Genomic DNA, 11,517 nt, shown 5'->3' on the forward strand with positions numbered 1-11,517 from the left:
CAACGAAGAACAGTGCTTCTCACGGGTGCGTCCGGAGTTGTCGGTCGCGCGATCGCATCGGAGTTGCGGGAACATCGGGTGATCGGCCTCGCACACTCGGATCCGACCGCGGGCAGCTCGGAAGAGGTTGTGCTTGGCGATGTCTCGCGCCCACGGTTCGGCCTCGACGCCGACAGCTGGGCTGCCCTTGCCAAGACGGTCGACGTCATCGTGCACTCGGCGGCGCTCACCGAATGGGGACAACCCGACGAGCGCTACCAGCGGATCAATATCGACGGCACCGCGCATGTCGCCGAGCTCGCGCAGGCCGCCGATGCTCCGGTGCACTACGTCGGTACCTGTTTCGTGCGGGCGATCGAACTCGGCCGGGTGAGCGAGCTTTCGGACGGCAACGTCGTTCGCCCCTACATCGCGTCGAAGCTGCGCGCCGAACAAGTACTGGCGGATAGCGGTGTTCGGTATTCGGTGTACCGCCCGACCAACCTGGTGGGCGACTCGCGGACCGGGGCCAGTTTCCGCCCGCAGATCGTTCAGATGATGTCGCAGTGGATCTGCCGGGGTAAAGCGCCGTTCTTCCCGCTGCACGCGGGCAACCCGATCGACCTGCTGGCACTGGACACCACAGCGATGGCGATCGCTCGTGCGGTCGAGGCGGATGACCTCGGGCGAATCTACTGGTTGACCAGTGGGCAGGACGCGCTGAAGGTCGACGATGCACTGAATGTCGTGCTGGCCCATGCAAGTTCGCGCGGAAAACCTATTTCCGCACCACCGGTGCTCGACCCCGGTGCTGTCGATGCCATTCCCTGGGGCCAGGTTTCGCCGACATCGAAGGCGTTCATCAAGGTGCTGATCGATGTCAGCGAGGTCACGCGTGCGTGCGGCGGTGTGCTTCCCAGCTCCTTGCCCGAGCTGACCAGACGCTACGGACTGCCGGCGGTGTCGGTGGCTGAGGCGTATCGGAAGAGCTTGGAGTTTTGGGCCGGAGAGCGTGCGTCGTCGCACAGGACAACCGAGGAGTTGGTGTGAGTTCCAAACCTATCGGCTGGGTGCCGCCGGATCTGCGCGGCACGGTCGCACTCGTTACCGGCGCGAGTCGAGGAGTGGGGCGTGGAGTCGCACTCGCCCTCGGCGAGGCCGGTGCGACGGTATACGTGACGGGTCGCAGTCGCGCCGGAAGTGTGACCGAAGACCTGCCTGGAACGGTGGCCGAGACCGCGACCGAGGTTTCCCAGCGTGGTGGCCGCGGCATCGCGCTCGTCTGTGATCATTTCGATGACGACGAGACCGCGGACGTTTTCCGGTACATCGAGAAAGAGCAAGGGCGCCTGGATGTCCTGGTGAACAACGCCTGGGCGGGCTATGAGCGCGGTGAGGACGCGAAGTTCGACGCGCCGTTCTGGCAGCAGCCGATGTGGCGGTGGGATCTGTTCGAGAAGTCGCTGCGCGGTCAGTACTACGCGGCCCGGTTGGCCGTCCCGCTGATGCAGGCCGCAGGCACGGGGCTGATCGCCAACATGTCGTTTACCAATGGGGACACCTACCTCGGCCAGGTCGCCTACGACATCTCGAAGACGAGCTCGGACCGAATGGTGGTCGGCATGGCCTACGACCTGCGAAAGACCTCGATCACCTCGGTGTCACTGCACCCCGGCCTGGTTCGTACCGAACGGGTCGATGCGGCGTGGCAAGCGCTCGGCGCCGGCCCCGCGGCCGTGGCGCATTCCCCGGAATACGTGGGCCGGGCGGTGGCGTCGTTGCTGTCGGATGCGGATCGGCACCGCTGGTCGGGCCAGAAGCTCGCGGTCGGTGATCTGGCGCAGGCCTATGCCTTCGATGATGTCGACGGCAGGCGTCCAGGTGCTTTCACGCTCGAAGGCCGGATGACCTTGGCGACGCGCATGCAGCGGCTGAACGGCATTGTCGCGTCGGCGCGGGCGGAGGCGACCGTTGACTGAATACGACGGCGCTTCGGCCACCGCGATCCAGCTCCACTACGACCTCAGCAACGATTTCTACGCTCTCTGGCTCGACAAGCTCCAGATCTACTCGTGCGCCATGTGGTCTGAGCAGGACACGCTGGAACAGGCTCAGCTGGCGAAGCTCGATTACCTGATCGCCGGCGCTCGGGCGGCGGGGGTGCGGCGGGTGCTCGACGTCGGATGCGGGTGGGGTGCACTGCTGCATCGACTCGTCGATGTCTACGGTGTTGAACAGGCGGTCGGCCTCACGCTCAGTCAGGCGCAGTACGAGCACATTTCGGCGGGATCGGAGCCTGCGGTCGAAGCTCGGCTGGAGAACTGGATCGAGCACCAGCCGGACGAGCCGTACGACGCCATCCTCTCGATCGGCGCCTTCGAGCACTTCGCCGAGTACGGGATGCCGCGCGCCGAACGTATCGCGGCTTACCAGAAGTTCTTCGCCAGGTGCCACGAATGGCTGCCGACGGGCGGCCGTCTGGCGCTCCAGACAATCGTCAAGGGCAGCAACACGAAGATGTCGCGCCAGACGGTGCGTGACCTGCTTTTCATCATCGACCGGATCTTCACCGAATCGGAATTGCCCTGGCCCTCGGAGATCTTCGAGGCTTCGGAACGACTGTTCGATGTCATCACGGTAACCAACGATGCCGATGACTATGCCCGCACCTGCGCTGCCTGGCGCGCGCGTCTGGACGCGCGCGACACCGAGGCGCGGGCGCTGGTCGGCGACGACGCGGTCGCCGACTACCAGCGCTACCTGACCGCGTCGAGCAAGGCCTTTACGGATCGCCACATCGGTTTGGCGCGAATCATTTTCGAGAAAAGGTAACGGAGTCCCGGTGGTTGCTTCAGTACCGACCCGAGCGGCCGTTGGCGAGCGGGGAATCACCTACGGTGTCTTCTGGCGCGAGACCGAGGAAGTTTCCTACAGTCCGTCGCTGTCCGGCGAGCACGCCGCGGACGTCTGCATTATCGGCGGTGGCTACACCGGGCTGTGGACGGCCCACTACCTGAAGAAGGCGGAACCCGGACTCCGGATCGTCGTCCTCGAGTCCGACTACGCGGGTTCGGGAGCCTCCGGTCACGGTGACGGGTTCATGACACCGACGATCGGGCACAACCTGACGAGTCTGCTCCAGGCATACGGGTCTGATCGCGCGAAGCTCGCCTACACGGTGGTGGGGAAGTCGATCCTCGAGGTGCAGCGGTTCGCGGCCAAGCACGGGATCGATGCCCAGATCGAGCCGACCGGGTATCTCAACGTCGCGACGAACGCGCGACAACTGCGAACGTTGGAACGTGACCTGGACCTGATCGATCGTTTGGGCGCCAGCTCGCTGCCCGAACTGTTGGACGCGCGAGGGATTCGAGCTCGCGTCGACAGCCCCGCGTTGCTGGGCGGTTTCGAAGTCGGTGGGGCGATGGTGAATCCGCATCGCCTGGTGCGCGGCTTGAGCCGGGTCGTGCGGGCCCAAGCGGTCGAGATCTTCGAGCGGTCGCCGGCGCTGAGCGTGGCGAAGGGGCCCTCCGGCTTTCGCGTTCGAACCCCGCTGGGAGCGGTATCGGCCGGCCGTGTCGTATACGCGACCAATGCCTACCAGCACCAGTTCCCGGAATTGCGAGCGATGGTGCGGCCCATGTGGAGCTACGCCATCGTCACCGAGCCGTTGACACCGACGCAGCTGGCGAGCCTGCATTGGCCAGGTCGTGAGGGCTTTGTGGAAGCCCGCAATCTGATCGCCTTCGCCCGCCTCACCGCACAGAACCGGCTGCTGGTCGGTGGTGGTCCGGTTCCGTATCACTATGGCCGCGACATGGCGGACACGCATATGCGCGCTCGCCGTCCGCAGCGATACCTGACCGGGTTGCTCGGTAAGTACTTCCCGATGCTGCGTGATCTGCGGGTCACCCACGCGTACGGAGGATGTATCGACATGACCCCGGACTTGGTGCCGCACGTGGGTCGTCTTCGCGACGGGGCGTTGTACGCGCACGGCTACTGCGGCAACGGGGTGGCCTTCACCAACACGGTCGGGAAGGTGATGCGAGATCTGGTTCTCGATCGCGAGACCACCTACACAGACCTGATGTTCGTTGGGCCGCAACATCGTTTGTATCCCGCTGAGCCGGTCGCCTGGCTGAAGGCCAGGATGCACGACGTGGAAATGCGTGTCCAGGACCGCTTGCCTGCCCGCCCATAGCACTTCTCGTCGGGAGCCCCTCCGGACGAGGCGAATTCGGCGTCGGCCGTGACGTCGGCACTCATCAGAAAGGTTCGAAACACCATGAAACCAGTGGTTGTCTACGTCCACGGTGCATTCATCTCCGACAGCACGTGGTGGTGGAGTTTCGTCGCGGAGAAGCTTCGCGCACACGGAATCGAAAGCCGCGCCGTCGATTTGCCGAGTTGCGGCCCTGCGGGCCCACTCGGGACGCTCTCCGACGATGTCGACGCGGTCCGCAAGGTCATCGCGGACGTCGCTACGCCGGTGATCCTCGTCGGGCATTCCTATGGCGGGGCGGTCATCTCGGCTGCCGCGGTCGATCAGCCCAGCGTGAACCATCTCGTCTACATCAGCGCGGTGGTGCCCGAGGGCACTTCGGTCGTGGACTGCGGGTTCATTCCCGAGGATCAAGTTCCGGAGCTCGACATCCGGGAGGACGGCACGGTCAGCGAAGGTCCGCAGCACTTCAAGAGCCGCGTGCTCGAGAGCCTGCCGACCCCGGAGATGACCGAGGAGGCGGTGAGCAGGCTGACCCGCCAGTCGGTCGCATCCTTCACCGAAATCGCGAGCGGTGCGGCGTGGCGCACCGTTGCCTCCAGCTACATCATCACGCAGTTCGACGCGGACGTGCCGGTTTCGGCGCAGCGCGCACACGCCGCCCGTACCGGCAAAGTGCACGAGGTGCCGACCAATCACTTCGCCCACCTCGAACGCCCGGACCTGGTGGCGGAAATCCTGCTCGGCATCGCCGCCGCGGATACGGAAGCCACTGCGGCCGAAGCAGCTTCGGCCTGAGCATGGCAACAAGGTAGAGCCGCGGACAGACGCGGTGCTGTCGGCGGTGACGTGAGAAACGGGGAAAGCATGGTTTCGGCAAAACTCGAGCATCGGATCCTCGATAGGTTCGGCACGGCGGATCGAGGAGTTGGCGAGCTGCGGAAGCTGGTCGATCATCGGCAGACCGTTCCCCGTGAACTGACGCACCGCCGATCAGTATCGGAAGTGTTCGTATGCGACCGCGCTCGCGTCGCACCCGAGCTGTTCGTGATCGCGGTGCAGCTGCCGCGGGCGCATTCGCTCTGGTCGGACGGGCATTACGAATATCACGACACCTTGATGGCTGCCGAAGCCGTCCGCCAGGCCGCGATCATGTCCGGGCATGATTTCTTCGAGATCGCGCCCGAAACCGTCATGGTGGCACGGTCTTTCGATATGGCCGCGCTGAGTCCCGATGCGTTCCGCGATGATCGGCGAAACCCGCTGGAAGGGATTCTGCTGTTCGCATTGACGCCGCTGAACGCGGCCGAGGGGCCGAATGGGCTGACCTTCGAGACTGTGCTGCTGATCGGTGACACACCGGCCATGACCATGTCCGGGTCGCTGATGTTCGCGGCAGAGTCCGACTTCGCCCTGGTCCGGGCGATGTCGCGAGCTCAGCTCGGCCAGCGTGCGGTCACGGTGCCAGTGGGTGAGGTTCCCGCACCCGAGCTGGTCGGGCGAGACTCGCCGCGGCACGTAGCGATCCGAGCTGTCGCCGAACTCGCTGGGATCGCCCGTATTTCGGTGCTGGTAGACCTGAATGACGCGGCGTTCTTCGATCACCCACTGGATCATGTTCCGGGGCAGCTGATAACGGAGGCGGTACGCCAAGCAGCTACCTGGAGCGTATCGCGTGCCACGGGTGTAAATAGGGCGGGCGGTGTGCCGATGGTGACCCGCGGCCGCGCGGCGTTCGACGGGTTTGCCGAGCTCGACGTACCCACCGAGCTGGAACTGACCGTCAAGGCGCTCGATGCCGCAGATACGTATCAGGTCGATGCCACGGTGGTGCAGTTGAGCAAGCAAATCGGCGCTGTCGCAATGGAAGTGGAGTTCAGGTCGGATGCCGGCCGAATCGCGAACGGAGAACGGTCATGAATGAGCGTGTCGATGTGCTGATCGTCGGGGCCGGGCCGACCGGGCTGACGCTCGCCTGCGAGCTGATCTCCCAGGGGATTTCGTTTCGAATAATCGACAAGTCGACGAGCTCGACGAAGGCCTCCCGCGCGATCGGCATTTCCGCCCGTGCGCTGGAGGTGCTGCACCATTTCGGTGCGGCGGAGCCGTTGGTGGCGCGCGGTGTCCGTTGCGGGCACGCCTACTTTCAATCCGGCGCACGGCGAACCGCGAAGATCTCGGCGGCGACCGTGCGGCACTGTCGCTTTCCGTTCATGTTGTCGGTCCCGCAATCGGCGACCGAGGAGGTGCTCGAGCACCGGTTGACCGAGCTCGGTGGCACTGTCGAGCGCGGTGCCGAGTTGGTAGCGCTCGACGTCCGCGCCGACAGCGTCATCGCGACAGCGGCCACCGCGGACGGTGCCTCCGAGGAGTCGGTGACGGCAGGGTGGGTTGTCGGCGCCGACGGATCGCACAGCGCTGTGCGGAAATTTTCCGGGATCCCGTTCGATACCAAGGAGGCACCCGAGACGTTCATGATCGTCGATGTCTTCGGTGAACGCGCGTCGACCGATGCCGGTCACTATTACTTCCATCCCGATGGCATGGCTCTCATAGCACCGCTTCCGGACGGCTCGTTCCGGTTGGCGGCGACGGTGCACGGCGAGCAGGGTCGCACCGCGACCTTGGAATATGTGCAGGAACTGTTCGATCGTCGGACCGGCTCAGGGATTCGGGTGCGTGAGCTACGCGACGCCGGTTGGGGCGTCGCCACGGTCAAGGTGCGTACCGGGATAGCTTCGCGGTACCGGTCGGGCCGGTGCCTGATCGCCGGCGATGCCGCGCACAGCTACGGCCCGCTCGGCGGGCAGGGGATGAATGGCGGCATTCAGGACGCCTGCAATCTGGCCTGGAAACTCGCCTTGGTCTGCCGAGGCGTCGCAGGCGAGTCCCTGCTGGACAGCTACGAGAAGGAACGATTGCACGGGGCATCCCTCGCGATGCAGGCCGCCACCTCCCAGACGAAGTTGGCCACCATCCGGCCGCGTGTCTTACGGCAACTCCGTGACGCGCTGCTGGGTCTCGGCACCATCACCGGCCTGTTGGACCGGCTGCTCGTACCGACATTGACACAGCTCTCGATCAGTTATCCGGTCGAGTCGTTGCCGGGCTCCGACAAGGCCACGTCCGCACAGGCCGGGCGCCGCGTGCCCGATGTGGCGATTTCCGGTGGCTCGGCGACCGTTCGGGTTCACGATCTACTGAAGCCGGGGCGGTTCACGGCACTGGTCGTCGGGGTGCGGCAGTCAGACGTTCCCGAGATCGAGCGCATCGCAAAGCATTTCGAAGCTCGGCACAAGGGTTTGGTGTCTCCCGTCGTGCTCGGTCGAGAAACAATCGCGCTGTCGCTCGCGGGCATCGAGCAGCACGTGGACGCCGGCGGCGTCGTGCACGACGAGCTGGCTGCCGACCAGCCAGCCGTCCTGCTGGTGCGCCCGGACGGACGACTCGCCGGTCGGCGAAGCCTGGCGAGGGCACCGGAATTCGATAGTGTTCTAGATCAGGTTCTCGGTTCGACGGCGCCCTTGGCTGCCGCGACTCGGTGAGGGGGGATCTTGAGCAGAACTTTTCGGTTCGGCGTGCAGGCGAGTGGGGCGTATACCGCGGGCGCGTGGCGAGACAAGGCCCGCGAGGTCGAGGCGCTCGGCTATTCGAGCCTGTTGATACCGGATCACCTTGATACCCAATGGGGTCCGCTGGTTGCGCTGACGGTCGCGGCCGAGGCGACCGAGCGCTTGACGGTCGGCACCCTGGTGCTCGCGAACGACTACCGGAATCCCGTTGTGCTCGCCAAGGAGATCGCGACCCTGGACGTCGTGTCCGGCGGCCGAGTCGAATTCGGTATCGGTGCGGGGTGGCGCGAAATGGACTACCGCGCTGCCGGAGTGGCGTTCGATCCCGCGGCCGAGCGAATCGATCGACTGGGCGAGAGCTTGGCCATCATGAAGGATATCTGGGCCACCGCCTCGGTGCGGCGTACCGGCGCGCACTACGCGGTGAGCACGAATTACGGTCATCCCCAACCAGTTTCGGCACCCTACCCGCCGATCCTGATAGGTGGTGGTGGAAAGCGGATGCTGACCCTCGCTGCCAGGGCGGCCGACATCGTTGGTGTCAATCCCAAGATGTCCTCGGGCCGAATGGATTCCGGTGCGGGCCGCGCCGCGGTCGACGATGCGTTCGACGAGCGAATCGGCTGGATCCGGGATGCGGCCGGGGATCGGTGGGGCGACATCGAGCTCCAATGCCTGGTGGTGACCTGCCGGATCACCACCGATCGCGAAGCCTCCGTGCGGACCTATGCGAAGGCCATCGGGATGACCGAGGACGAGTTCGGCGCCACGCCGATGGCGCTGGTGGGAAGTGTTGACGAGATCTGTGACCAACTGATCAAGCATCGCGAACGCTGGGGATTCACCTACTGGGTGGTCTCCGATGGCGCGGCGCGAGCCTTCGCCCCCGTCGTAGCCCGACTGACCGGAAGATAGGTCGACTTCGATGAGTAACGGCGGGAATCAGAGACCGGCGGTCTGGTGCGATTTCGCGGGCGTGCTCACCGCCCCCATCGCCGATACTTTCACTACCTTCTGTGCCAACATCCGGGTGCGCCCTGAGCATCTGATGCCATCGATGCTCGCGGTGGCCCGCGAGTTCGGTACCGACGACATCATGCTGCCCTTGGATACCCCGTTGCTCAGCGGTGTCCAGTGGGTGCGCAAGATGGAGTCATTGCTGGCGCGTGATTTCGGAACGAACGTCGACCTGTCGCGGTTCGCCGAGCTCTGGTTCGCCGAGCGACCGCCGAACGCGGCCATGATCGACTTCGTGCGGACGCTGCGCGCCGAGGGCGTATTCGTCGGCATGGTGTCGAACATGCCGCCGGACTTCGCTCCGTACTGGCGCGCGATCGTGGGGCCCGAACTGTTCGACGAGGTCGTTCTCTCCTTCGAAGTCGGGTGCCGCAAACCTGATCGCGATATCTACGAACTCTGTGCTGCGAGAGCATCGGTGCCTGCCATGTCGTGCGTGCTGATCGATGACCTCGCGGTCAATTGCCGCGGCGCCGTCGAGGTCGGCTGGCAGGCTATCGAGTTCAAAGACACCGACGACGCGATTGCGCGTGTCAGAGAGGCGGTTGGTCTGTGAATTGGGTTGACGTGGTGATGGATCGCTTACGCTCCTTTGTGGAGCGCCATGCGTGGTCCACGGTTGCCGTCTGGGTGATCCTGATAGCGCTGGCGGCCGCTGGGGCCGCGAATCAGAACGCGCACTTGACAAGTGGCGGTTTCGAAGCGCCTGGAAGTCAGTCTCAGCGTGTCGACGAGCGGATCTCGTCGGACTTTCCCGCGGCGGCGTCGGCGACACTCGCGGTGGTTCTACAGGCGGACACCGGGCAAGCGCTGATGTTGGAACCGGCTCGAGCCGAGACGGTCTCGCGTATCGGCGACCTGTCCGGTGTCTCGATCGCCCCTTCGTCTCCGGCGACAGGGCAGCAGCATCCGGATATCCGCGTCATCCCCCTGATCGTCACCGGCGGCCAGGATTCGTCGATCGACATCGCGAAGGAAATCGCGAAACGATTGGGTATTAAGCACCACAAACCCGCGCAGTTGGCCGACGGTCACGTTCAGGCCTATCTGACCGGGCAGGGCGCGCTGTACGCGGAAGTGCAATCCGAGACGACCGACGCCGTCACCAAGGGGGAACTGTTCGCTTTCCCCCTGATCGCGCTCACTCTGTTGCTGGTCTTCGGATCTCTGCTGAGCATGGCGCTTCCGGTCGGGGTCGCCATGGCAGCCGTTGTCGTCACCGGGGGGATCACCTACTTGCTCGCCCAGGTGATCAGCATGTCGATTTTCGTATCGAATGCGGTGTCGATGGTGGGTATCGGGGTCGCCGTCGACTACACGCTGTTCGTGCTCGTCCGCTTTCGCTCGGAAGTCCAGGGCGGCGCGACGATCGAGCAAGCCCGTCGAACCGCGATGCTGACTTCGGGACGTGCGGCGGTGCTCTCCGGTTGCACGGTCGTTCTCGCCCTGGCGAGTTTGTTCGTCATCGACTCGACGGCGTTGAGGTCCATCGCGATCGGCACCATCACGGTCGTCGTGGTGGCCATGACCGCCACGGTCACGCTGGTGCCCGCCATCGTGACACTGCTCGGCGCGCGATTTGCGGCAATCAAACCGCGCCGCAACCGGATTCGAATCCGACGGGATCCCGCCGGGGCCGGCGATTTCTGGATGCGATGGTCGGACACCGTGATGCGCCGTCCGGTGCTGTTCGTACTCGCCGCTTCCACGCTGTTGCTTGCACTCGCACTGCCCGCCACCAGGCTCGAGATGAGCAACAGCGTGCTGCGTCAGCTACCGGACACCAATCAAGCGCGAGAAGGTACCGAACTCGCGGGATCGGTGCTTGGTCCCGGCACGGGTAGCCCGGTTCAAGTGCTGGTGACCGCTGCGGGCGACTCGGATTCGCTGCCTGCCGACAGCCCATCGGTAGCGGAAGCCCAGCGGATCATTCAAGCCATCGACGGCGTCGATGGTGGCGTGTCGACGACCACTGGCACGAGTGGGAAGAGCGTACTGATCCAGGCCGTTCTCCCGTCGGATCCCGAATCATCCTCGGCGCGAGCCACAGTCACCGAATTGCGAGACGCGCTCGGCGACATCGCCGGGGCAACTGCCCTCGTCGGCGGGACCACCGCCACCATCATGGACTTCGACAATCTGGTGTCGCAGGCGATGTGGTGGATCGTCGCGTTCATCGTGATCGCTGGATTCGCACTGCTCATGGTGATATTGCGCTCGCCGGTCCTGGCGGCCAAGGCAATCGCCATGAACCTGTTGTCGCTGGCTGCCGCCTACGGCGTGCTGGTGATGGTGTTCGAATGGGGCTGGCTGTCCTGGCTCGGAATCCAGGCCGCGCCAACGGTGGACACGATTACGCCGCCCCTGATTCTGGCCATCACTTTCGGTCTGTCCATGGACTACGAGATCTTCCTGTTGTCGAGGATCCGTGAAGGTTGGGAGGCCACCGGGGACAACGCGCGGGCCGTCGCCGAGGGGCTCGCCGCCTCGGCGCGCTCGATCTCGAGCGCGGCCCTGCTGATGGTGCTCGTCTTCATCGCGTTCGTCCTCACGGGATTCCCGTCTGCCCAGCGCCTGGGACTCGGGTGCGCGGTTGCCGTCGCGGTCGACGCGACAGTGGTGCGTCTGGTGCTCGTTCCGGCGGCCATGCGGCTGTTCGGGCGCTGGAACTGGTGGTTCCCCGGCAAGCACGCGCCAGCCCGCGTCGAAGTCGAGATATGAAGG

The 11,517-nt window shown here is 64.9% G+C and carries 10 protein-coding genes; all 10 read left to right on the top strand.

Annotation, left to right across the window (positions count from 1 at the left end):
• Positions 1-12: 12 nt before the first annotated feature.
• The 10 genes from ACIBCN_RS20130 to ACIBCN_RS20175 all read left to right on the top strand — a co-directional run bounded on the left by ACIBCN_RS20130 (position 13) and on the right by ACIBCN_RS20175 (position 11,514).
• Positions 13-1,029 (top strand): SDR family oxidoreductase, encoded by a 1,017-nt coding sequence (locus tag ACIBCN_RS20130; RefSeq protein ID WP_396993091.1) that lies wholly within the window; start codon positions 13-15, stop codon positions 1,027-1,029.
• On the top strand, positions 1,026-1,958 hold the full coding sequence (locus ACIBCN_RS20135) for an SDR family NAD(P)-dependent oxidoreductase (RefSeq protein ID WP_396993092.1): 933 nt from the start codon (positions 1,026-1,028) through the stop codon (positions 1,956-1,958). The genes ACIBCN_RS20130 and ACIBCN_RS20135 overlap by 4 nt, the downstream gene beginning before the upstream one ends.
• Positions 1,951-2,811: a class I SAM-dependent methyltransferase gene (locus ACIBCN_RS20140; RefSeq protein WP_396993093.1), complete on the top strand. Its 861-nt coding sequence runs from the start codon at positions 1,951-1,953 to the stop codon at positions 2,809-2,811. Before ACIBCN_RS20135 ends, ACIBCN_RS20140 begins: the two co-directional genes overlap by 8 nt.
• 10 nt (positions 2,812-2,821) lie before the next feature.
• Complete coding sequence (locus tag ACIBCN_RS20145) at positions 2,822-4,183, top strand: NAD(P)/FAD-dependent oxidoreductase (RefSeq protein ID WP_396993094.1); 1,362 nt, start codon at positions 2,822-2,824, stop codon at positions 4,181-4,183.
• A gap of 84 nt (positions 4,184-4,267) precedes the next feature.
• Positions 4,268-5,002, top strand: a complete 735-nt coding sequence (locus ACIBCN_RS20150) for an alpha/beta fold hydrolase (protein WP_396993095.1) — start codon at positions 4,268-4,270, stop codon at positions 5,000-5,002.
• A gap of 69 nt (positions 5,003-5,071) precedes the next feature.
• Positions 5,072-6,124, top strand: coding sequence for an AfsA-related hotdog domain-containing protein (locus tag ACIBCN_RS20155; RefSeq protein WP_396993096.1), 1,053 nt, complete (start codon positions 5,072-5,074; stop codon positions 6,122-6,124).
• Complete coding sequence (locus ACIBCN_RS20160) at positions 6,121-7,749, top strand: FAD-dependent monooxygenase (protein WP_396993097.1); 1,629 nt, start codon at positions 6,121-6,123, stop codon at positions 7,747-7,749. The genes ACIBCN_RS20155 and ACIBCN_RS20160 overlap by 4 nt, the downstream gene beginning before the upstream one ends.
• Before the next feature lie 9 nt (positions 7,750-7,758).
• Positions 7,759-8,691, top strand: a complete 933-nt coding sequence (locus ACIBCN_RS20165; protein WP_396993098.1) for a TIGR03621 family F420-dependent LLM class oxidoreductase — start codon at positions 7,759-7,761, stop codon at positions 8,689-8,691.
• Positions 8,692-8,701: 10 nt separating this feature from the next.
• Entirely contained in the window at positions 8,702-9,349 is a 648-nt protein-coding gene (locus ACIBCN_RS20170; RefSeq protein WP_396993099.1) for an HAD-IA family hydrolase, read from the top strand.
• Positions 9,346-11,514 (top strand): MMPL family transporter, encoded by a 2,169-nt coding sequence (locus tag ACIBCN_RS20175; protein WP_396993100.1) that lies wholly within the window; start codon positions 9,346-9,348, stop codon positions 11,512-11,514. Before ACIBCN_RS20170 ends, ACIBCN_RS20175 begins: the two co-directional genes overlap by 4 nt.
• Positions 11,515-11,517 lie beyond the last annotated feature (3 nt).

This window comes from Nocardia sp. NPDC051052, assembly GCF_044456045.1.
Lineage (GTDB): Bacteria > Actinomycetota > Actinomycetes > Mycobacteriales > Mycobacteriaceae > Nocardia.

What these genes read in the sequence shown, in the direction of transcription:
- ACIBCN_RS20160 (WP_396993097.1), top strand. Translation starts at nt 6,121, where the DNA reads ATGAATGAGCGTGTCGATGTGCTGATCGTCGGGGCCGGGCCGACCGGG.
- ACIBCN_RS20155 (WP_396993096.1), top strand. Translation starts at nt 5,072, where the DNA reads ATGGTTTCGGCAAAACTCGAGCATCGGATCCTCGATAGGTTCGGCACG.
- ACIBCN_RS20150 (WP_396993095.1), top strand. Translation starts at nt 4,268, where the DNA reads ATGAAACCAGTGGTTGTCTACGTCCACGGTGCATTCATCTCCGACAGC.
- ACIBCN_RS20170 (WP_396993099.1), top strand. Translation starts at nt 8,702, where the DNA reads ATGAGTAACGGCGGGAATCAGAGACCGGCGGTCTGGTGCGATTTCGCG.